The following is a 20,221-nucleotide window of genomic DNA, read 5'->3' as shown; positions in this document are numbered from 1 at the left end:
GTCGAGAATCCTTTCTTCCTCCACAATCACTTACGCAAAGGGAGGATCGCGATGACACCCAATGCAGCAGGCTGGCGCTCCTCCGCCGCCTATGAGCACATCGCCGAGATGAGCCCGTCCGATCTCGCCTGGGAGTGGCTCCGGCGCAACGACGCCTATGTTGAAGACTACCGGGAGCTGAGCGAGGGAAAGACCGACATCCAGACGCTGACCGACAAGATCCGGCGCCGATGGGGGTTGCGATTTCCCCGCGGACCCGCAGGCCCCGCCATCTGAAGCCCGCATCGCCTGGCTGCCCGCGAACGATACGAGCGCCATCTTTCTGGGGCCGGCCCCTGCGGGTCTCGCCGAGGACACCGATCCGCAACCGACCTTCGATGCCGCCTACCGCATCGGAGACCATGACGAAGACATCCTTCTCTACGATCTCGGTGACGGCCAAAGTGTCCAGCTCGTCATCGAGACGGCCACGCCGGTCGACCGACCCCTTGCCGCCATCATTCCTTTGGGTCGGGAGGGATTCGATCGTGTCCGATCCCTTTGCCGTCTGCTGGCCACCCTTCACGGCCGGGCCATCCCGCCGGATACCCGGCTGACGGCACAACATCGCCTGCGATTGCGCCGGATGCTGCAATGCTTCGACGGCTATCGCGATGGCGCGACCCAGCGGGAAATCGCGCAGGTCATCTTCCACATCGCCCGACTCGACCGCCAGGCGTGGCAGGACGCCTCCGCCCGCCACGCCATCAAAACCCTGCTGCGGGACGCGCGCGCCATGATCGCCGGCGGCTATCGCGCCTTACTGCGACACCGCCGGCCGGACTGATCGCGCCGACGCGATAGCCGGTGGGCGATTTTAGCCCCCCCCAACTTCGCCCTGCATCGCGCCGGTCCTGCTTCGCCATCGTGGCCTTCGCTCGCCGCTGATCTCCAGCGGCCTTCACGAAGCTCACGGAGGCCCCATCCATGCGACCCGATCTCGCCGTTCTCCCGCCGCGCTTCCTGCGCACCAAGGAAGCCGCCGCGTTTCTTAGCCTGTCCGCCCGGACCCTCGAAAAGCATCGGACCTACGGCACCGGCCCGGCCTATCGCAAGCTCGGCGGCCGCGTCGTCTATGCCGTCGACGATCTCGAAGCCTGGGCCGCGCGCGGCGCCGTCACCTCGACCTCCGATCCGCGCGGTTCGATCCTTCCCGCGAGGCGTCACACGCCGGCGCCGCTGGCCCAGGCCGCCCGGCGCCCACGCTGACCGCCGACGAACCCCCGAATGGCGGCGCGGCGGCAATCCCGTTCGGAGCGCGAACAGCTCGACCTGTTTCGGGCGCTCCCTGGCGAGTTCGCTGCCCGAGATGCGCAGGATCTCATGGCCTATCCCTTCTTCTCCCTCTCCAAGTCCCATCGCACCGCGCCGATCGACTTCTGCGCCGGGGGCGTGTCGATCCGCGTCGAGGCCGTGCCCGATCATGGCATGGCGACCATCTGGGACGCCGACATCCTGATCTGGGCGGCGAGCCAGATCGTCGAGGCGCGCGACGCGGGCCTGCGCACCTCGCGCCTGCTGGTCGCCACCCCCTATGAAATCCTCAGATTCATCGGCCGCGGCACGTCCTTGCGCGACTATCAGCGTCTCAAGGCCGCGCTCGACCGGCTGCAATCGACGACGATCTGCACCTCGATCCGTCAGCCCGCCGAGGGCCGGCGACATCGCTTCTCCTGGATCAACGAGTGGAAGGAGCGCACCGACCGGAACGGCAAGCCCGATGGGATCGAGCTGATCCTGCCCGACTGGTTCTACCAGGCCGTCCTCGACGACGCGCTCGTGCTGACGATCGACCGCGCCTATTTCGGCCTGACGGGCGGTCTCGACCGCTGGCTCTATCGAATTGTCCGCAAGCACGGCGGCCGCCAGCGCAACGGCTGGCGTTTCGACTTCCGCCACCTCCACCAGAAATCAGGCGCGCTCTCCCCCTTCAAGCGCTTCGCCTTCGAGCTGCGCGACATCATCCGGCGCCAGCCGCTCCCCGGCTACACGCTGTTCCTCGAGATCGAGGGCGGCGGCCGCACGCTGCTCGCCTTCGAGCCACAGCCCACCTGTGGAAAAGCTGTGGATGGCGTCGTGCCATCGGGAACCCGAGGGCGCGTGCCATCAGGAACCAGACCCTCGTGCCAACGGGAACCGAAACCGGCCCTAACCCACGGTACGAAAAGCGAAAATCGCACCCTTAACTTAGAGTCTAACAAAGACTCTAACCTTGAAGAGCGCGCCCGTGAGGTGGAAAACCTCGTCCGGCAGGCCACGAAGGCCCTCAGCGTCGCCGGCAAACGGCGCCCCGAAGCCGCCGACACGCATCCCCTCCCGCAGCTCCCTTTCACTCCCGTTCCGGGAGGACGGCGATGATCGTCGCGCTCCTCAATCAGAAGGGCGGCGTCGGCAAGACGACGCTGGCGCTGAACCTCGCGGGCGTTTGGGCGAGCCAGGGCAAGCGCGTCACCCTGATTGACGCGGACCCGCAAGGCTCGGCGCTGGACTGGTCGCAGCAACGCAGCCGTGAGGGCCTGGCTCGCTCCTTCGGCGTCGTCGGCCTCGCCCGCGATACGCTGCACCGGGAAGCGCCGGAACTGGCCCGTGACGCCGACATGATCGTGATCGACGGGCCGCCCCGCGTCGCCAGCCTGATGCGTTCGGCGCTGCTCGCCGCCGACCTGGTGCTGATCCCGGTGCAGCCATCGCCCCTCGACGGCTGGGCCTCCGCCGAGATGCTGGCGCTCATCGGCGAGGCGCGCATCTACCGGCCGGAGCTGGTCGCGCGCTTCGTGCTCAATCGTTGCGGCGCGCGCACCGTGCTCGCCCGCGAGACGGCCGCGACCCTGGCCGATCACGATCCTCCCGTCCTCGCCGCCACCGTCGGCCAGCGCGTCGCCTTCGCGGCTGCCGCGCAGTCCGGCCAGCTCGTCTCCGAACTGGACGACGGCACGCCCGCCGCGCGCGAGATCGCGGCGCTGGCGGACGCGATCGAGTGCTTGAGCATCGGGAGGGCGGCGCGATGAACGGGCGCTCGTCCCGCAATGGCTTCGCCTCCCGGCCCGCCGATCCCGAGCGCTGGGTCAAGGCGGCCGACAACCCGCCGCGCGATGCCGGCGCCGGCGGCTACACCGCCCGGCTGACCATCGACGTGACGCCGGCGCTGCGCGGCCGGATCAAGATCGCCGCGTTCGCTCGCGGCGTCACGGTCGCCGACATGCTGCGCGAGCTGCTCGCGCGCGAATTTCCCCCGACCGCCGAAGGAGACCCATCATGACCGACGCCGCGGTTTCCCGCGCCCAGGGCGGCCCCTTGCCGCGCGCGCATCTCGCCGACAGTCTCACCCATGTCGAGCTGACGCATGTCGAGAAGCGGATCGAGAACTGGATCAGGTTCGGCCACGAAGCCCATGAACAGGTGCTCGACCGCCGCCGCCGCGTCTTCTCTTTCCGGCCGGGCAGCCTCTTCGCCTTCGTGCGTTGGGCCGCCAACGACTTCGGCACGATCACCTCGCGCATCGACATCGTGCGCGCCGTCGCGCCAGGCGAAGCCTACCAGACGCTGCCCTTCGTGCGCCCCGGCGGCGACATCCTGCTGAAGATCGAGGGCTGGCCCAAGGTCGAACAGGTGCTTCGCCACATCGACGCCGTGGAGGCCCTCGGCATCGACGCCTGCGACGTGGCCCCCGATCACTGGCGTCATGTCGGCAACCGGATCGGCGCGGGCCATGAGCCGCGCGCCTACACGCTGGAGCGCCATGCGGCAGGGCTCATGCGGCGGGAGATCGGGCTATGACCCGCTTCGGCTATGTCATGACGACCTATGCCGTGACGATGGGCGTCGCCATCGCCGCCTTCGTCCCGATCGCACCGCGCCTCGTCTGGAACGCCTCGGCCAGCGCGCCGATCGGCCTCTATGACCTCGCCCCGCCGCACCCTCTGACGGTTGGCGATCTGGTCGCCGCCCTCCCGGACAAGCCGCTCTCCGACTTCATCGTCGGGCGCGGCTATATCGGCCGCAACGTGCCGCTGATGAAGCGCGTCATGGGCCTTCCCGGCCAGCAGGTCTGCCGCACCGGGGACGTCGTGACCGTCGACGCCGTGCCGCTTGGACGGGCGCTCGACCGCGACCGGCTCGGCCGTCCGCTGCCGGTCTGGCAAGGCTGCCGGCGCATCGGCGATGGGCAGGTTTTCCTGATGAACCCCGATGTCCGCGACAGCCTGGACGGCCGTTATTTCGGCCCGCTTCCGGCGCGCACCGTCATCGGCAAGGCGAGCCCACTCTACACCGACGAGGACGGCGATGGCCGCTTCGTCTGGCGCGCGACGACGCGCTGACCGCTTCCCGTCGTCGGGAGCGGTGCCCGCCGACGGCTTTCCAACACCACCGCCATGGAGACCATCATGTCGCAGATCGGCACCTTCACCCGTCAGCAGTCCGGCTTTGTCGGGCGCGTCCACACCCTCACGCTCTACTGCGAAGTCACTGTCGTCCCCGCCGAGTCGTCGGATACGGAGAACGCCCCGGACTATCGCCTCCATCAAGGAAATGACGATGGCCCGGAGATCGGCGCGGGCTGGAAGCGCACCGGCGAGCGCGCCGGCGAATACATTGCTTTCCTGATCGACGATCCGGCCTTGCCGCAGCCGATCCGCGCCAATCTGTTCCGCGACGACGACGCGGGCAGCGCCTGGTCGCTGCACTGGAGCCGTCCGCAGAAGCGTGACGGAAAGGACTGACGCGATGCGGCGGACCTCACTCTTTCTCCTTGTCGGCCTGACGTGCGGTTGCGGGCTCGCGGTCCCGGTCTTGGCGCAGCCGTCGAGCATCGCCGCTTCGCCCGCCCGCGATCCTTTCGGCGAACTCATCGCAGAGGCGGCGCAGCGCTTCGCGCTTCCCGCGGCATGGATACGCGCGGTGATGAAGGCCGAGAGCAATGGCGATCCCCGCGCGGTCTCGCCCAAGGGCGCAATGGGCCTGATGCAGATCATGCCGGCGACATGGGCGGGTTTGCGTAATCGCTACCGCCTTGGCGCCGATCCTCACGATCTGCGCGACAACATCATCGCGGGTGCGGCCTATATCCGCGAGCTGTATGACCGCTATGGCTCGCCCGGCTGGATCGCGGCCTATAACGCCGGTCCTGGACGTTACGAGGACTGGCTGAAGGGCCGTCCTCTGCCGGCCGAAACACGCGCCTATGTCGCCACCGTCGCGCCGTCACTCGGCGATGGCGACGCATCCGCACCGATCCTGATCGCCACGGCCGACCCGCTCGCCTGGACCCGCGCGCCGCTGTTCGTCGCACCGTCGGCGCGCGCAACGGCGGCCGGTCCTTCGCCGGCCGAACGCACCTCCAATGACGCTGACACGACGCCGGGCGTGCGCGATGTTTCCGCCATCGCGCCGCAGTCCGGCGGTCTGTTCGTCGCACGGGCGGACACGGAACGACAGCCATGAGGCTCGCAATCGTGTCCGCCCGGCGGGAGGTTCCGGTGTGCAGGGGATGGGGCTGGCGACGGTCTCATCCCCCGGCAGAAGGGGCGAAACAGGCAGGAAGGCGGGAGGGCAAGATTAAAGCGGACGGCACCCTATGGGTCCGATCCGGGGGCCAAGCCCTTGTCTGCACACTGTTTGGGGCGGCACCATCGCCAGGCCGGCAGGGTGCCGCGAGTTCCGGTAAAGCGAGCATTTTCAGCCTTTGTCGCGGCACTCCTGCCCAAGATCGGCAGCTTCGTGCGGATCGCCGACCGTGAGCGACGACGACGATAGCTTTCGGCCGAGGCCCGGCCGCATCCGCTCCAAGGGCGCGAAGGCCGGTCAGACCAGGAGCTTCCTCAGTAAGGTTCGGAAGATCGCCCGACATCAGCAGGCCGGACCAGGCCGAAGGTCCTCCGCCAAGGGTGGAGGTCCCGGCCGGTCGGCGAATGGCCTGAGCGTCGTCGCGTCCGGCCGCGGCGTGCAGCGCGGGCGCGGCGCATCCTTCGTGCGTGCACGCAACCTGTCGAATGGCTGGAGTCATCGCCAGTCCGGCAGTCGGCGGGTGATCGTCAAATCCCGGTCGGTTCGCGCCCCAGGCCGCAGCGGCAAGGCCGCCGCCCATCTGCGCTACATCCAGCGCGACGGCACGGCCCGCGACGGCGAGCGGGGCCGGCTCTATTCGGCGACTGAGGATCGCGCCGATGGCGACAGGTTCCTCGATCGCGGCAAGGACGATCGCCACCAGTTCCGGTTCATCGTCTCGCCGGAAGACGCCGCCGATCTCGCCGACCTGACCGGCTACACCCGCGACCTGATGGCCCAGGTCGAAACCGACCTTGGCACGAAGCTCGACTGGGTCGCCGTCAATCACCACAACACCGGCCACCCGCATGTCCATGTCATCGTCAACGGCCGCGACGCCTTGGGCGAGGATCTCGTCATCAATGGCGACTATCTCGCCAACGGCATCCGCGAGCGGGCAAGCGAACGGGCGACGCTCGAACTCGGCCCCGTCACCGAGATCGAGCAGCGCCGCAAGCTCATGGCCGAAATCGACCAGGACCGGCTTACCCGCATCGACCGGGCGATGATCGCCGAAGCCGAGGATCGCTTCATCGACCTGCGTCCCGAGCCGGACGACCTGCGCGGCCAGGCCGACCGGACGCTGCGGTTGCGCCGTCTTGGCAAGCTCGGCGACATGGAGCTTGCCACCGAACATGCGCCCGGCGTCTGGGAATTGAGCGACCGGCTGGAACCGACGTTGCGCGAGCTGGGCGAGCGCGGCGACATCAACCGCACCATGCAGCAGGCGTTGCGGGCCGAAGGCGCCGAGCGCGATCCGATGACGTTCCAGATTCACGACGCCGCGCCGGCCGCGCCGATCGTCGGCCGCGTCATCGACAAGCATTTGTCCGACGAGTTGGGCGAGACCCTGACTCTGGTGGTCGATGGCGTCGACGGACGCACGCACCATATCTCCGGCATCGACCCAACCCGCGTCGAGGACGCGCGCATCGGCAGCGTCATCGAGATCGGGCCGCCGGACAGCACCGGCCGCCCGTCCGATCGCGCCATCGCCGGCCTAGCCGAGGACGGCATCTATCGGCCGAGCCGCCATCTGGAGCAGGCGCGGTTCGACGGCCATGTGCCGAACGGCGACTATGAGGGCTTCGTCGACGCCCATGTCCGGCGGCTCGAAGCGTTGCGCCGCGCCGGAATCGCCGAGCGCATCGACGCCGACCAGTGGCGCATACCCTCCGACTTCGAGGCGCGAGCCGCCGCTCATGACGCCGGGCGGAACGGCCGCGCCAATATCCGCATCCTCTCGACCTTCGATCTGGAGCGCCAGATCGGATCGGACGGCGCGACCTGGCTGGACCGGCGGCTTGTCAGCACGGATACCTCCGACCTGTCGCCGGCCGGCTTCGGCGCACAGGTGCGCGAGGCGATGGATCGCCGCCGCGACCACCATGTCGATCAGGGCGACGCCGCCCGTCAGCCGGACGGGCGCATCGCCTACCGGCGCAACCTGATCGCCACGCTTCGGGAACGTGAGGTCGCCCGCGCCGGTGAGGAGCTGGCGGCGAAGAAGTCGCTGCCGTTCCGCATGGCCGCCGACGGCGAGACCGTGACTGGCGCCTTCACCGGAACCGCGCAGCTATCGAGCGGCAAGTTCGCCATCGTCGAGAAGTCCCATGAGTTCACCCTCGTTCCGTGGCGGCCTGTCATCGACCGCCAGCTCGGCCGCGAAGTCATGGGCGTCGTCCAGGGCGGGTCGGTATCGTGGCAGTTGGGCCGGCAAAGGGGGCTGGGCATTTGAGGCAAGCTGTCTCCACCCCGACCGGAGCCTGGATGGCCGCCTTCAGGGCCAGGGCGGCGGTAAGCGCGGCGACGCGACACGGACCATCCGTTTTGTCATCCATGGCATCCGAAACCTCGACGCTTCGGATTTTCTATTGCTTCTCGCCAAAGCGGATACTCTCTGATCGGCTCCATCTCTTTTGCCGGCCGGAGCCTTTATGTCTGGAACCCGTGTCCTTTGGGGACAAGTCGCCATCGTCCTGTCCATCGTGCTCACCGCCATCTGGTGTGCGACGGAATGGACGGCGTGGCGTCTCGGCTTTCAGGCGCAGCTCGGACAGCCGTGGTTCGAGGTGGCGGGCTGGCCGTTCTATTACCCGCCGATCTTCTTCTGGTGGTGGTATTGCTACGACGCCTATGCGCCGTCGATCTTCATCGAGGGCGCCTATATCGCGGCCTCGGGCGGGTTCATCTCGATCGCCGTCGCCATCACCCTGTCGGTGCTCCGGGCGCGGGACGAGAAGGACGTCGTCACCTATGGTTCGGCACGCTGGGCCGAGCCGGCGGAGATCCGGGCCGCCGGACTGCTCGGCGCGGACGGCGTGATCCTCGGCCGCTACGACCGCGACTATCTCCGACACGATGGCCCGGAGCATGTCTTGTGCTTCGCGCCGACCCGATCGGGCAAAGGCGTCGGCCTCGTGGTGCCCACGCTGCTGACCTGGCCGGGCAGCACGATCATCCACGACATCAAGGGCGAAAATTGGGGCCTAACCGCCGGCTTCCGGTCCCGGCATGGCCGCGTGCTGCTGTTCGATCCCACTGACCCGGCGTCGTCGGCCTACAATCCGCTGCTCGAGGTGCGGCGCGGCGACAAGGAAGTCCGCGACGTGCAGAACATCGCCGACATTCTCGTCGACCCCGAAGGCGCGCTCGAGAAGCGCAACCATTGGGAAAAAACCAGCCATTCGCTGCTGGTCGGCGCGATCCTCCATGTTCTCTACGCGGAACCCGACAAGACGCTCGCCGGCGTCGCCAACTTCCTTTCCGATCCGAAGCGTCCCGTCGAGGCGACGCTGCGCGCCATGATGAACACGCCGCATCTGGGCGAAGCCGGCGTCCATCCCGTCATCGCGTCATCGGCCCGCGAACTGCTGAACAAGAGCGACAACGAACGCTCTGGCGTGCTTTCGACCGCCATGTCCTTCCTCGGCCTCTACCGCGATCCCGTCGTGGCGAAGGTGACGGCGCGCTGCGATTGGCGCATCGCCGATCTCGTTGCGGGAGACAGACCCGTCAGCCTCTATCTCGTCGTCCCGCCGAGCGACATCAACCGCACCAAACCTCTGATCCGCCTGCTGCTCAATCAGGTCGGGCGGCGGTTGACCGAAGACCTGAAGACCTCGGCCAATCGTCATCGGCTGCTGTTGATGCTGGACGAGTTTCCGGCGCTCGGCCGGCTCGATTTCTTCGAGTCCGCCCTGGCCTTCATGGCGGGCTACGGCATCAAGTCCTTCCTGATCGCGCAGAGCCTCAACCAGATCGAAAAGGCGTATGGCGCGAACAATAGCGTGCTCGACAACTGCCATGTGCGCGTCGCCTTCGCCACCAATGACGAGCGCACCGCCAAGCGAGTGTCGGACGCGCTCGGCACCGCGACCGAGATGCGCGATTCCACCAACTATGCCGGCCACCGGCTTTCGCCCTGGCTGGGGCATCTGATGGTGTCGCGGCAGGAGACGGCCCGGCCGTTGCTCACCCCCGGCGAGGTGATGCAGCTCCCGCCCGCCGATGAATTGCTCCTGGTCGCGGGCGTGCCTCCGGTGCGCGCGAAGAAGGCCCGCTACTACGAGGATGCGCGGTTCCGCGAACGTATCCTGCCGCCGCCGAAACCCGCAGGCGCGAAAGCGTCGGCGAAGCCCCCCGCCGACGATTGGTCCGCCTTGGCGATCCCGGCCGCATCCGCAGGCGCGACGCCGGGGAGCGCAGCCGGCATGACCGCCGATCCCGCCAACGCCGGCATCCGCCGCGAGCCGGAATTGCCAGAACATGAGGAAATCGCGCCGCCCGAGCGCCCGGCGCTCGGAGAGTTCGACCTGCTCGACGACGAACCGGACCTCGATGCCGCCAAGGCCCGCAATCTCCGCCTGCGAGCCGGGTCCATCGCCCGGCAGGCGACGATGGACCCGGCCGATGGCGTCGAGTTGTGAGGTGACTGGCCATGCAGACCAAGACCCGCATGAACGTCTATTTCGAGCCGGAGCTTCTGAAAAAGGTCGAGGCGCTGGCGCTCCGGCGCCGCGTCTCCAAATCCGCCGTCATCGAAGCCGCCGTCGCCTCCTTCCTGTCGGCTGACGCATCGGAGCGATTGGAGGCCGTCTTCGCGCACCGCATGGACCGGCTTGGCCGCCAGATCGATGGCATGGACGAAGACCTGGCCATTCTCGGCGAGACGCTGTCGCTGTTCATCCGCTTCTGGCTGACCATCACCCCGCCATTGTCCGACAGCGCGCAGGCGTCGGCGCGGGCCAAGGGCGTGGAGCGGTTCGAGAGCTTCCTGCAAACTCTCGGCCGGAAACTGGCGACCGGGGATCGCTTCCTCAGAGACCTGTCGCGCGACATCGACTCACAACGCAGCAAAACCGCCGACCCGGAGTAAGGGACGCCGATGAGGTCGGCGAGATTTTACTCAACACCGCCGTTCTCCTGTATTTGCGCGCTACGCTACTACTCTCGCAAATCCTTGTTGAGCCGGCCTGATTTCTGGCTCTTTTAATCATCCCCGTCCGGGGACCGTCTGATCTCTCCCCGGCTGGATCGGGGATCGGATGGCGATTTCACAGAACAATTCGGAAGGACTGGCGCGCGGGGCGCGGATGCTGCGTACCGCGCTCGGCCCCGCCATCGCCCGCTTCATGGAAGACGCCTCCGTCGTCGAGGTGATGCTCAATCCCGACGGGCGCATCTGGATCGACCGGCTCTCGGAAGGGCTGGCCGACACGGGTGAGCGCCTCTCGCCCGCCGATGGCGAGCGCATCGTGCGCCTGGTCGCGCACCATGTTGGCGCCGAAGTCCATGCCGGCAGCCCGCGCGTCTCGGCCGAGTTGCCCGAGACGGGGGAGCGGTTCGAGGGCCTGCTGCCGCCCGTGGTGGCGGCCCCGGCCTTCGCCATCAGGAAGCCCGCCGTCGCCGTGTTCGGCCTCGACGACTATGTGAGCGCCGGGATCATGTCCGCCGCGCAGGCCGAGGCGCTGCGCCAGGGCGTCGCCGCCCGCGCCAACATCCTCGTCGCGGGCGGCACCTCGACCGGCAAGACGACGCTCACCAATGCGCTGCTCGCCGAAATGGCGAAGACCGCCGATCGCGTCGTCATCATCGAGGACACGCGCGAGCTGCAATGCGCTGCGCCCAACCTCGTCGCCATGCGGACGAAGGATGGCGTCGCCTCGCTCTCCGATCTCGTCCGCTCCTCGCTTCGCCTGCGCCCCGACCGCATCCCGATCGGCGAGGTGCGCGGCGCCGAAGCGCTCGATCTCCTCAAAGCCTGGGGCACCGGCCATCCCGGCGGCGTCGGCACGATCCACGCCGGCAGCGCCATCGGCGCGCTGCGGCGCATGGAACAGCTCATCCAGGAAGCCGTCGTCACCGTCCCGCGCGCGCTGATCGCCGAGACGATCGACCTCGTGGCCGTGCTCTCGGGCCGCGGCCCCGCACGCCGTCTCTCCGAACTCGTCCGCGTCGAGGGCCTCGGCCCAGACGGCGATTACCGCGTCGCGCCTGCCGTCAGCCCCCCCGCCTGCGCGAACGGCGGCCCCGCGCCCTCTCTCATCCCCGCCAGCCCCGAAGGAGAAGCCCTGTGATCCAACGCCTGCACCAAATCCGTCCACGCCTCGTCGCGGCGCTATCCATCGCCACGCTCTCCGTGGTGATGGCGGCTCCCGCCCACGCCTCCGGCTCGTCGATGCCGTGGGAAGCGCCGCTGCAATCCATCCTGGAGTCGATCGAAGGTCCGGTCGCCAAGATCATCGCGGTCATCATCATTATCATGACCGGCCTGACGCTGGCCTTCGGCGACACGTCCGGCGGCTTTCGCCGCCTGATCCAGATCGTGTTCGGCCTGTCGATCGCCTTCGCCGCCTCGAGCTTCTTCCTGTCGTTCTTCTCCTTCGGCGGCGGAGCGCTGGTCTGATGCTGGGCGCGGCCGACGACGTGCCGGGCTTCACCGTGCCGGTTCACCGGGCGCTGTGCGAGCCGATCCTGCTCGGCGGCGCTCCGCGCGCCATCGCCATCATGAACGGCACGCTGGCCGGCGCGCTCGGCCTGGGTCTGCGCCTCTGGCTGGCCGGCATCGTGATCTGGGCCATCGGCCATGTCGCGGCGGTGTGGGCGGCCAAGCGCGACCCGCTGTTCGTCGACGTCGGCCGCCGTCACCTGCGCATCCCCGCGCACCTCACGGTCTGAGCGGGAGAGCGACGATGATGAATCTCGCCGAATATCGCGACAAGAACACCCGGCTTGCCGACTTCCTGCCTTGGGCGGCGCTGGTCGGCACGGGCGTCGTGCTCAACAAGGACGGGAGCTTCCAGCGCACGGCGCGCTTTCGCGGCCCCGATCTCGATTCCGCCGTCGCGGCCGAGCTGGTCGCGGTCGCCGGCCGCCTCAACAACGCCTTCCGCCGCCTCGGCTCCGGCTGGGCGATCTTCGTCGAAGCACAGCGCCATCCCTCCAACCGCTATCCCGACGGCCATTTTCCCGACGCCGCGTCGGCGCTGGTCGATGCCGAGCGCAAGGCCGATTTCGAGGAAGCTGGCGCGCATTTCGAGTCCAGCTATTTCCTGACCTTCGCCTGGCTGCCGCCGGCCGAAGACGCGGCCCGCGCCGAAGGCTGGCTCTACGAAGGCCGCGAGCAGAAGGGTTTCGATCCGCACGAGGCGCTGGGCGGCTTCACCGACCGCACCGACCGGCTGCTGCGCCTGGTCGAAGCCTTCATGCCCGAATGCCGCTGGCTCGACGATGGCGAGACGCTGACCTATCTCCATGGCTGCGTCTCCACGCATCGGCACCGTGTCCGCGTTCCCGAGACGCCGATCTATCTCGATGCGCTGCTGGCCGATCAGCCGCTGACCGGCGGCCTCGAGCCGCGTCTCGGGCAGGCGCATCTGCGCGTCCTCACCATCACCGGATTTCCGACAGCGACGACGCCGGGCTTGCTCGACGAATTGAACCGGCTGGCCTTCCCCTATCGGTGGAGCACCCGCGCGATCCTGCTCGACAAGACCGACGCAACGAAACTGCTGACCAAGATCCGCCGTCAGTGGTTCGCCAAGCGCAAGTCGGTCGCCGCGATCCTCAAGGAGGTGATGACCAACGAGGCATCCGTCCTGGTGGACACGGATGCGTCGAACAAGGCGGCGGACGCCGATCTCGCGCTCCAGGAGCTGGGCGCCGATTACGCCGGGATCGCCTATGTCACCGCGACGGTGACGGTGTGGGACACCGATCCGCGCGCCGCCGACGAGAAGCTGCGCCTGGTCGAGAAGGTCATCCAGGGCCGCGACTTCACGGCGATGGCCGAAACCATCAACGCGGTGGACGCCTGGCTCGGCAGCCTGCCCGGACACGTTTACGCCAATGTCCGGCAGCCGCCGATCTCCACCCTCAATCTCGCCCACATGATCCCCCTCAGCGCCGTGTGGGCGGGGCCGGAACGGGACGAGCACTTCGCAGCGCCCCCGCTGCTGTTCGGCAAGACCGAAGGCTCGACCCCGTTCCGGTTTTCCCTGCATGTCGGCGATGTCGGCCATACCCTGATCGTCGGCCCGACGGGCGCCGGCAAATCCGTTCTGCTGGCGCTGATGGCCTTGCAGTTCCGCCGCTATGCCGGCGCTCAGGTCTTCGCCTTCGATTTTGGCGGTTCGATCCGGGCGGCGGCGCTGGCGATGGGCGGCGATTGGCATGACCTCGGCGGCGATCTTTCCGACGGCTCAGAAACCTCCGTCAGCCTTCAGCCGCTGGCCCGCATCCACGATGTTCCCGAGCGCGCCTGGGCCGCTGACTGGATCGTCGCCATCCTGACCCGTGAAGGCGTCGCCATCACGCCGGAGGTGAAGGAGCACGTCTGGACGGCGCTGACCTCGCTGGCCTCGGCGCCGGTCGAGGAACGCACCATCACCGGCCTTTGCGTGTTGCTCCAGTCCAACGACCTCAAGCAGGCGCTTCGCGCCTATTGCATCGGTGGCCCCTATGGGCGGCTGCTCGACGCCGAACGCGAGCATCTCGGCACGGCGACCGTGCAGGCGTTCGAGACCGAGGGGCTGATCGGCACCGATGCGGCACCGGCGGTCCTCTCCTACCTCTTCCACCGCATCGAAGACCGCCTCGACGGATCGCCGACCCTTCTCATCATCGACGAGGGCTGGCTCGCGCTCGACGACGAAGGCTTCGCCGGCCAGATCCGCGAATGGCTGAAGACCCTCCGCAAGAAGAACGCCAGCGTCGTCTTCGCCACGCAATCGCTCTCCGACATCGACGGCTCGTCCATCGCGCCAGTCATCATCGAGAGCTGCCAGACCCGGCTGCTCCTGCCGAACGAGCGCGCCATCGAGCCGCAGATCACCGCGATCTATCGCCGCTTCGGCCTCAACGACCGTCAGATCGAGATCATCGCGCGGGCCATGCCCAAGCGCGACTACTACTGCCAAAGCCGCCGCGGCAATCGCCTGTTTGAGCTGGGGCTGTCGGACGTCGCCCTCGCGCTCTGCGCTGCTTCTGCCAAGACCGACCAATCCGCGATCGCACGGCTGCTCGCCGAACACGGGCAGGCCGGCTTTCTCGTCGCTTGGCTCCGCCACCGCGATCTCGGCTGGGCGGCCGACCTCATTCCAACGCTCACCCTGAAGGAGAAACTGCCATGACCTTGCCTCGCTCCCGCGCGGCGCGGCTCGCCGCCGCGCTGCTCCTCGCCCCAGTCGCGCTCACCCCAATGCTGGCGACGCCGGCGCAGGCCCAATGGACCGTGTTCGACCCCACGAACTATGTGCAGAACGTGCTGACGGCCGCCCGTAGCCTTCAGCAGATCACCAACCAGATCACCTCGCTTCAGAACGAAGCGCAGATGCTCATCAATCAGGCCCGAAATCTGGCGAGCCTGCCCTATTCGTCGCTGCAACAGCTTCAGCAGTCGGTGCAGCGCACGCAGCAACTGCTCCAGCAGGCTCAGAACATCGCCTACGACGTCCAGCAGATCGACCAGGCGTTCCAGACCAAATACGCCAATGTGTCGATGTCGGCGTCGGACACGCAACTGATCGCCGACGCCAGGACCCGCTGGCAGAATACGGTGGGCGGTCTGCAAGACGCCATGCGTGTGCAGGCCACGGTCGTCGGCAATATCGACACCAACCGCACGCAGATGTCGGCGCTGGTCGGCGCCAGCCAGTCGGCGACGGGCGCCTTGCAGGCGACACAGGCCGGCAACCAGCTCCTCGCCCTCCAGGCCCAGCAGCTCGCCGACCTCACCGCCGTCATCGCCTCCAACGGGCGCGCGCAGGCGCTGCAATCGGCCGAACAGGCCGCCGCCGCCGAACAGGGCCGCGAACAGCGCCGCCGCTTCCTGACGCCGGGAACCGGCTATCAGCCCGGCAACGCGCAAATGTTCCACGGCAACTGAGGGCGACCCGATGGACGGCAAGACCCTCGCGCGCCTCGGCGCTGTCGTCTTCGTCGCGATCGCGGTCACGGCGACCGCGATCGAGATGACCCGCAAGGACGACCGGCAAAACAGCCCGACGGCGCAGACGCGCACCGTGACGGAACGCGATCCGCTCGGCGCGGAGCTGGCGCGGTGCAGCGCCATGGGCGAAGCCGGGCCGCGCGATCCGTCCTGCCTGCGAGCGTGGGACGAAAACCGCAAGCGTTTCCTCGGTCAGTCGGCTCCGGCCCCAGCACCCGCGCCGGCGGGACCGGCGACATTGTTCCCGAACGCCCCCGCCGACGCGGCTCCCGACGACGCCACGCCCGCCATTCAGGCGGAGCCCTCTCGGCCCGAGGTGCGCTGATCGTGGGCGGCACCGGCGTCATTGACCATTTCCTCGAGGTCTTCACCAGCTACATCGATGGCGGCTTCGGCCTTCTGCAACCGGAAGTCGGCTTCATCGCCACGACGCTGATCGTCATCGACGTGACGCTCGCCGCCCTGTTCTGGAGCTGGGGCGCAGATGAGAACATCGTCGCCCGGCTGGTGAAGAAGACGCTGTTCGTCGGTGTTTTCGCCTACATCATCGGCAACTGGAACAATCTCGCCCGTATCGTCTTCGAGAGCTTCGCCGGCCTCGGCCTGAAGGCGTCCGGCACGAGCTTCACTGTCACCGACCTGCTGCGCCCCGGCAAGGTGGCGCAAACCGGCCTCGACGCCGGACGGCCGCTGCTCGATTCCATATCCAGCCTGATGGGCTACTGGTCGTTCTTCGAGAACTTCATCCAGATCGTCTGCATGTTGTTCGCCTGGGCGCTAGTGCTGCTCGCCTTTTTCATCCTCGCCATCCAGCTCTTCATCACCCTGATCGAGTTCAAGCTGACCACCCTGGCCGGCTTCGTGCTGATCCCCTTCGGCCTGTTCGGCAAATCCGCCTTCATGGCCGAACGGGTGCTCGGCAACGTCATCTCGTCCGGTATCAAGGTGCTGGTGCTTGCCGTCATCATCGGCATCGGCTCGACCCTGTTCTCCGAGTTCACCACGGGCTTCGGCGGCGCCACGCCGTCGATCGACGACGCGATGGCGATCGTGCTCGCCGCCTTGTCGCTGCTGGGCCTCGGCATCTTTGGCCCCGGCATCGCCAACGGCATTGTCTCAGGCGGGCCGCAGCTCGGCGCGGGCACCGCGATCGGAACCGGCCTGGCCGCGGGCGGTGCGATCGCGGCCGGCGCTGCTGCCGCAGGCGCGGCTGTTTCCGGCGGCACGGCTCTTGCGGGCGGCGCTGCCGCCGCCGCCCGTGGCGGGGCGGCTTTGGCTGGAGGCGCATCGACCGCCTACAGCTTGGGTGCAGCCGGTCAAACCGGCGCATCCGCCGTCGCATCCGGCCTGCGCAATGTCGCCAGCGCGGGCGCACAGGCCACCGTCTCGCCACTGAAACGCGCCGCTGGCCGCGCCGCCGACAGCTTGAAGCAGAGCTACCAATCCGGCGCGCGCTCCGCCTTCGCTGCGACAGGCGGGGCTTCGACCGCCGGCACGATCGGCGGCGAAGCCGAAGCCGTTTCCCAAGCCGCTTCCACCACCGACGGGCCGCCGGCCTGGGCCAGGCGCATGAAGCGCTCCCAGCAAATGACGCACGGCGTTCAAGCCGCCGCCCACGCTGTCCGCAGCGGCGACAGCCACGGCGCCGGCTCCACCGTCAATCTCTCCGAAGGCGACTGACCATGTTCAAACGACCCGCTACCCACTACGGCAAATCCCCGCAGCCCGAGACGCCCTATCAACGCGCCGCCCAGGTCTGGGACGAGCGCATAGGCTCCGCCCGCGTGCAGGCCCGCAACTGGCGCTTCATGGCCTTCGGCTCCCTCGCGCTGTCGATGGGCCTTTCCGCCGCGCTGGTCTGGCAATCCACCAACGGCTCGATCGTGCCGTGGGTGGTGCAGGTCGACCGCCTCGGACAGGCGCAGGCCGTTGCGCCGGCGACGGCCGACTATCAGCCGAACGATCCCCAGATCGCCTTCTACCTGGCGCGCTTCATCGAACAGGTCCGCTCGATTCCCGCCGACGCGATCATCGTGCGCCAGAACTGGCTGCGCGCCTACGACTTCACGACCCAGAGCGGCGCGCTCGCCCTCAACGACTACGCCCGGTCGAACGATCCTTTTGCCAAGGTCGGCAAGCAACAGGTGGCGGTCGAGGTGTCGAGCGTTATCCGCGCCTCGCCGTCGAGCTTCCGCATCGCCTGGATCGAGCGCCGCTATCAGGACGGCTCGCTCGCCTCCACCGAACGCTGGTCCGCCATTCTGACTGTTGCCGTGCAGCCCCCGCGCGACGCCGACACGCTGAAGAAGAACCCGCTCGGAATCTACGTCAACGCCATCAACTGGTCGAAGGAGCTTGGACAATGACGCCAGCACTCCGCAAAGCCGCCCCCTGGAGTGCAGGGCGGCCGGCTTGCCGCATCCACGCCAATCCTGCTTTCCGTAAGTCCGGCTTGCCGCTTGTGCTGCTCTGCACCTCGGCGCTCGCCGGCTGCGCCACCAGCAATATGCCGCCGCCCGAAATCGCCTACGACAACGCCATGCCCGCCGTGCAGGCGACCGAACCGCCCAGTCCCGTGCAGGTCGTGGAACTCCCCAAGCCCCTGCCGCTTCCCGGTCAGCTGAAGCCGGTCGGCAAGGACGGCAAGCCCGTTCCCGAAGCCGCCGACCCGACCGTGCGCGTTAACCAGGCCAACGCCGCCGCGCGGGTCCAGCCCGTCCGCGACGGCTTCATCAACTCGATGCAGGTCTATCCCTTCGTCAACGGCGCGCTCTACCAGGTTTATGCCTCGCCGGGGCAGATCACCGACATCGCGCTCCAGCCTGGCGAGCAGCTCGTCGGCGCCGGACCAGTCGCCGCCGGCGACACCGTGCGCTGGATTATTGGCGATACCGAAAGCGGCGCAGGCGCCGCCAGGCAGATCCACATCCTCGTCAAGCCGACGCGGCCCGAACTGCTCACCAACCTCGTCATCAACACCGACCGCCGCACCTACCATATGGAACTGCGCTCGACGCCTTCGACCTACATGGCGTCGGTCTCCTGGCAATATCCGCAGGACCAGCTCATCGCGCTACGGCGGCAGAATGCCGAGGCGCAGGCGGCGCAGCCCGTCGCCACCGGCATCGACCTCGCGCGGGTGAACTTCCGCTACGATGTGAGCGGCGATCGAGCGCCGTGGCGGCCGCTGCGCGCGTTCGATGACGGCCGGCAGGTGTTCATCGAGTTTCCGCGCGGCATCGGCCAGGGCGAAATGCCACCCCTGTTCGTCGTCGGCGCGGAGGGCGACACCTCCGAACTGGTGAACTACCGCGTGCGCGGCAACTACATGATCGTCGACCGGCTGTTCGCCGCCGCCGAATTGCGGTTCGGGGCGGGCAAGTCCCAGAAGCGCGTGCGTATCTCCCGCACCGATGGGAGGCCGGCATCGTGAGCGATGAACGCAATCCCGAAAGGGAAGAGAGCCGGACGCCCGATGCGGCGCCGCAGCCGGACGCGGCCGACGAGACCGACGACCGGCCGCTCACCGGCGAGCCGGTCGCGCCGATGCGGCTGCGGCCCGAGCCTCCGCGCGTCACCCGCTTGTCGCGCAAAGTGCTGGCCGGGCTCGGACTCGTCGCCAGCCTCGGTGTAGGCGGGGCGCTGCTCTATGCGCTCCAGACCCGCAACGCCGGCAATCAGGGACAGGAACTCTATTCCACCGACAACCGCAGCACACCGGATGGACTGAACGGTCTGCCGAAGGACTATAGCGGCGTTCCCAGACTCGGCCCGCCGCTGCCCGGCGATCTCGGCCGCCCGATCCTCAACGCGCAGAATGGCGGCCAACCGGTTCCCGCACCAGGCATGACCACGCCAGCGCCCCCCGGGCCGAGCCCGGAGGAACAGCGCCGCGCGCAGGAGCTGGAAGCGGCGCGCACCGCGCGTCTGTTCTCATCGACGGAGACACGGCCCGCCAGCTCCGCAACAACCGCGCCTGCGGCCGCGCCCGCGACCGACCTCGCCAGCCTCGGCCTCGCGCCGCAGCCGGCCACGCCCTCGGCGCAGGATCGCCAGCTCGCTTTCCTCAACCAGCCGCCCGACAAACGCACGGTCTCACCCGATCGGGTCGCCGCACCCGCATCGGCCAATGTGCTTCAGGCCGGCGCGGTGATTTCCGCCGCGCTCATCACCGGCACCCGCTCCGACCTTCCCGGCCAGATCACCGCGCAGGTGACGGAGAACATCTACGACAGCCCCACCGGGCGCATCCTGCTGATCCCGCAGGGCACGCGCGTCATCGGTCAGTATGACAGCGGCGTCGGTTTCGGCCAGCGCCGCATCCTGCTGGTCTGGAACCGGCTGATCTTCCCGAACGGCCGCTCCATCGTCCTCGAACGCCAGCCGGGCGCTGACGCCGAAGGCTATGCCGGGCTGGAGGATGGCGTCGACTATCACTGGGGCGAGCTGTTCAAGGCCGCGGCGCTCTCGACCCTCCTCAGCGTCGGGGCCGAAGCCGGCTCATCCGGGCAGGAAAGCGACATCGTGCGCGCCCTGCGCAACGGCGCGTCCGACAGCATAAGCCAGACCGGGCAGCAGATCGTCCAGCGCCAGCTCAACATCGCGCCGACGCTCACCATCCGGCCGGGCTTCCCCGTCCGCGTCATCGTCACGCGCGATCTCGTGCTCGAACCCTACGGAGGCTGA

Annotated in this window: 23 protein-coding genes; all 23 read left to right on the top strand. The window is 68.2% G+C overall.

Annotation, left to right across the window (positions count from 1 at the left end; genetic code table 11):
- Positions 1–51: 51 nt before the first annotated feature.
- The 23 genes from C0V82_RS23045 (at position 52) to C0V82_RS22930 (ending at position 20,221) form a co-directional block, all read left to right on the top strand.
- Positions 52–276: a transcriptional regulator domain-containing protein gene (locus tag C0V82_RS23045; protein ID WP_102114771.1), complete on the top strand. Its 225-nt coding sequence runs from the start codon at positions 52–54 to the stop codon at positions 274–276.
- A 229-nt stretch (positions 277–505) separates the two neighbouring features.
- Positions 506–826: a DUF2285 domain-containing protein gene (locus C0V82_RS27630; RefSeq protein WP_245924315.1), complete on the top strand. Its 321-nt coding sequence runs from the start codon at positions 506–508 to the stop codon at positions 824–826.
- Between the two features lie 140 nt (positions 827–966).
- A complete protein-coding gene (locus C0V82_RS23035; protein ID WP_102114769.1) occupies positions 967–1,248 on the top strand; it encodes a helix-turn-helix transcriptional regulator in 282 nt (93 codons plus the stop codon).
- Between the two features lie 18 nt (positions 1,249–1,266).
- Positions 1,267–2,397: a replication initiator protein A gene (locus C0V82_RS23030; RefSeq protein ID WP_102114768.1), complete on the top strand. Its 1,131-nt coding sequence runs from the start codon at positions 1,267–1,269 to the stop codon at positions 2,395–2,397.
- Positions 2,394–3,047: a ParA family partition ATPase gene (parA, locus tag C0V82_RS23025; RefSeq protein ID WP_102114767.1), complete on the top strand. Its 654-nt coding sequence runs from the start codon at positions 2,394–2,396 to the stop codon at positions 3,045–3,047. The genes C0V82_RS23030 and parA overlap by 4 nt, the downstream gene beginning before the upstream one ends.
- Positions 3,044–3,298, top strand: a complete 255-nt coding sequence (locus C0V82_RS23020) for a hypothetical protein (RefSeq protein WP_102114766.1) — start codon at positions 3,044–3,046, stop codon at positions 3,296–3,298. The genes parA and C0V82_RS23020 overlap by 4 nt, the downstream gene beginning before the upstream one ends.
- Positions 3,295–3,816: a DUF2840 domain-containing protein gene (locus C0V82_RS23015; protein WP_102114765.1), complete on the top strand. Its 522-nt coding sequence runs from the start codon at positions 3,295–3,297 to the stop codon at positions 3,814–3,816. Before C0V82_RS23020 ends, C0V82_RS23015 begins: the two co-directional genes overlap by 4 nt.
- The gene (locus C0V82_RS23010; protein ID WP_102114764.1) at positions 3,813–4,358 is read left to right on the top strand and encodes a S26 family signal peptidase; all 546 of its coding nucleotides are present in this window, start codon (positions 3,813–3,815) and stop codon (positions 4,356–4,358) included. The genes C0V82_RS23015 and C0V82_RS23010 overlap by 4 nt, the downstream gene beginning before the upstream one ends.
- Positions 4,359–4,424: 66 nt before the next feature.
- Entirely contained in the window at positions 4,425–4,760 is a 336-nt protein-coding gene (locus C0V82_RS23005) for a DUF736 domain-containing protein (protein ID WP_053553331.1), read from the top strand.
- A 4-nt stretch (positions 4,761–4,764) separates the two neighbouring features.
- Positions 4,765–5,481 carry a lytic transglycosylase domain-containing protein gene (locus C0V82_RS23000; RefSeq protein ID WP_102114763.1) on the top strand — a complete coding sequence of 239 codons (717 nt, stop codon included), beginning with the start codon at positions 4,765–4,767 and terminating at the stop codon, positions 5,479–5,481.
- A gap of 835 nt (positions 5,482–6,316) precedes the next feature.
- Positions 6,317–7,822, top strand: a complete 1,506-nt coding sequence (locus C0V82_RS22990; protein WP_342752449.1) for a DUF3363 domain-containing protein — start codon at positions 6,317–6,319, stop codon at positions 7,820–7,822.
- A gap of 199 nt (positions 7,823–8,021) precedes the next feature.
- Entirely contained in the window at positions 8,022–10,013 is a 1,992-nt protein-coding gene (locus C0V82_RS22985; protein WP_102114761.1) for a conjugal transfer protein TraG, read from the top strand.
- A gap of 11 nt (positions 10,014–10,024) precedes the next feature.
- Positions 10,025–10,462 (top strand): ribbon-helix-helix protein, CopG family, encoded by a 438-nt coding sequence (locus C0V82_RS22980; RefSeq protein ID WP_102114760.1) that lies wholly within the window; start codon positions 10,025–10,027, stop codon positions 10,460–10,462.
- 169 nt (positions 10,463–10,631) lie between these two features.
- A complete protein-coding gene (trbB, locus tag C0V82_RS22975) occupies positions 10,632–11,663 on the top strand; it encodes a P-type conjugative transfer ATPase TrbB (RefSeq protein ID WP_102114759.1) in 1,032 nt (343 codons plus the stop codon).
- A complete protein-coding gene (locus C0V82_RS22970) occupies positions 11,660–11,992 on the top strand; it encodes a TrbC/VirB2 family type IV secretion system protein (protein WP_102114758.1) in 333 nt (110 codons plus the stop codon). Before trbB ends, C0V82_RS22970 begins: the two co-directional genes overlap by 4 nt.
- A complete protein-coding gene (locus C0V82_RS22965; protein ID WP_102114757.1) occupies positions 11,992–12,264 on the top strand; it encodes a VirB3 family type IV secretion system protein in 273 nt (90 codons plus the stop codon). Before C0V82_RS22970 ends, C0V82_RS22965 begins: the two co-directional genes overlap by 1 nt.
- A gap of 14 nt (positions 12,265–12,278) precedes the next feature.
- Complete coding sequence (gene trbE, locus C0V82_RS22960) at positions 12,279–14,717, top strand: conjugal transfer protein TrbE (protein ID WP_102114756.1); 2,439 nt, start codon at positions 12,279–12,281, stop codon at positions 14,715–14,717.
- The gene (gene trbJ, locus C0V82_RS22955; protein ID WP_102114755.1) at positions 14,714–15,472 is read left to right on the top strand and encodes a P-type conjugative transfer protein TrbJ; all 759 of its coding nucleotides are present in this window, start codon (positions 14,714–14,716) and stop codon (positions 15,470–15,472) included. The genes trbE and trbJ overlap by 4 nt, the downstream gene beginning before the upstream one ends.
- Before the next feature lie 10 nt (positions 15,473–15,482).
- Positions 15,483–15,860 carry a putative entry exclusion protein TrbK-alt gene (gene trbK-alt / locus C0V82_RS22950; RefSeq protein ID WP_102114754.1) on the top strand — a complete coding sequence of 126 codons (378 nt, stop codon included), beginning with the start codon at positions 15,483–15,485 and terminating at the stop codon, positions 15,858–15,860.
- Positions 15,861–15,862: 2 nt separating this feature from the next.
- The gene (gene trbL / locus C0V82_RS22945; protein WP_102114753.1) at positions 15,863–17,215 is read left to right on the top strand and encodes a P-type conjugative transfer protein TrbL; all 1,353 of its coding nucleotides are present in this window, start codon (positions 15,863–15,865) and stop codon (positions 17,213–17,215) included.
- 2 nt (positions 17,216–17,217) lie between these two features.
- Positions 17,218–17,901, top strand: a complete 684-nt coding sequence (gene trbF / locus C0V82_RS22940) for a conjugal transfer protein TrbF (protein ID WP_102114752.1) — start codon at positions 17,218–17,220, stop codon at positions 17,899–17,901.
- Positions 17,898–18,968, top strand: a complete 1,071-nt coding sequence (gene trbG / locus C0V82_RS22935) for a P-type conjugative transfer protein TrbG (protein ID WP_102114751.1) — start codon at positions 17,898–17,900, stop codon at positions 18,966–18,968. The genes trbF and trbG overlap by 4 nt, the downstream gene beginning before the upstream one ends.
- Positions 18,965–20,221, top strand: a complete 1,257-nt coding sequence (locus C0V82_RS22930) for a TraB/TrbI/VirB10 family type IV secretion system protein (protein WP_102114750.1) — start codon at positions 18,965–18,967, stop codon at positions 20,219–20,221. Before trbG ends, C0V82_RS22930 begins: the two co-directional genes overlap by 4 nt.

This window comes from Niveispirillum cyanobacteriorum, from assembly GCF_002868735.1.
In the GTDB taxonomy this organism is placed as follows: domain Bacteria; phylum Pseudomonadota; class Alphaproteobacteria; order Azospirillales; family Azospirillaceae; genus Niveispirillum; species Niveispirillum cyanobacteriorum.
This window is presented reverse-complemented; position numbering and strand designations above follow the sequence as displayed.

Bases quoted from the DNA above. Each gene is read 5' to 3' on its own strand.
- C0V82_RS23045 (WP_102114771.1), top strand. From the start codon at position 52: ATGACACCCAATGCAGCAGGCTGGCGCTCCTCCGCCGCCTATGAGCAC.
- C0V82_RS23035 (WP_102114769.1), top strand. From the start codon at position 967: ATGCGACCCGATCTCGCCGTTCTCCCGCCGCGCTTCCTGCGCACCAAG.
- C0V82_RS23030 (WP_102114768.1), top strand. From the start codon at position 1,267: ATGGCGGCGCGGCGGCAATCCCGTTCGGAGCGCGAACAGCTCGACCTG.
- parA (WP_102114767.1), top strand. From the start codon at position 2,394: ATGATCGTCGCGCTCCTCAATCAGAAGGGCGGCGTCGGCAAGACGACG.
- C0V82_RS23020 (WP_102114766.1), top strand. From the start codon at position 3,044: ATGAACGGGCGCTCGTCCCGCAATGGCTTCGCCTCCCGGCCCGCCGAT.
- C0V82_RS23015 (WP_102114765.1), top strand. From the start codon at position 3,295: ATGACCGACGCCGCGGTTTCCCGCGCCCAGGGCGGCCCCTTGCCGCGC.
- C0V82_RS23010 (WP_102114764.1), top strand. From the start codon at position 3,813: ATGACCCGCTTCGGCTATGTCATGACGACCTATGCCGTGACGATGGGC.
- C0V82_RS23005 (WP_053553331.1), top strand. From the start codon at position 4,425: ATGTCGCAGATCGGCACCTTCACCCGTCAGCAGTCCGGCTTTGTCGGG.
- C0V82_RS23000 (WP_102114763.1), top strand. From the start codon at position 4,765: ATGCGGCGGACCTCACTCTTTCTCCTTGTCGGCCTGACGTGCGGTTGC.
- C0V82_RS22990 (WP_342752449.1), top strand. From the start codon at position 6,317: ATGGCCCAGGTCGAAACCGACCTTGGCACGAAGCTCGACTGGGTCGCC.
- C0V82_RS22985 (WP_102114761.1), top strand. From the start codon at position 8,022: ATGTCTGGAACCCGTGTCCTTTGGGGACAAGTCGCCATCGTCCTGTCC.
- C0V82_RS22980 (WP_102114760.1), top strand. From the start codon at position 10,025: ATGCAGACCAAGACCCGCATGAACGTCTATTTCGAGCCGGAGCTTCTG.
- trbB (WP_102114759.1), top strand. From the start codon at position 10,632: ATGGCGATTTCACAGAACAATTCGGAAGGACTGGCGCGCGGGGCGCGG.
- C0V82_RS22965 (WP_102114757.1), top strand. From the start codon at position 11,992: ATGCTGGGCGCGGCCGACGACGTGCCGGGCTTCACCGTGCCGGTTCAC.
- trbE (WP_102114756.1), top strand. From the start codon at position 12,279: ATGATGAATCTCGCCGAATATCGCGACAAGAACACCCGGCTTGCCGAC.
- trbJ (WP_102114755.1), top strand. From the start codon at position 14,714: ATGACCTTGCCTCGCTCCCGCGCGGCGCGGCTCGCCGCCGCGCTGCTC.
- trbK-alt (WP_102114754.1), top strand. From the start codon at position 15,483: ATGGACGGCAAGACCCTCGCGCGCCTCGGCGCTGTCGTCTTCGTCGCG.
- trbF (WP_102114752.1), top strand. From the start codon at position 17,218: ATGTTCAAACGACCCGCTACCCACTACGGCAAATCCCCGCAGCCCGAG.
- trbG (WP_102114751.1), top strand. From the start codon at position 17,898: ATGACGCCAGCACTCCGCAAAGCCGCCCCCTGGAGTGCAGGGCGGCCG.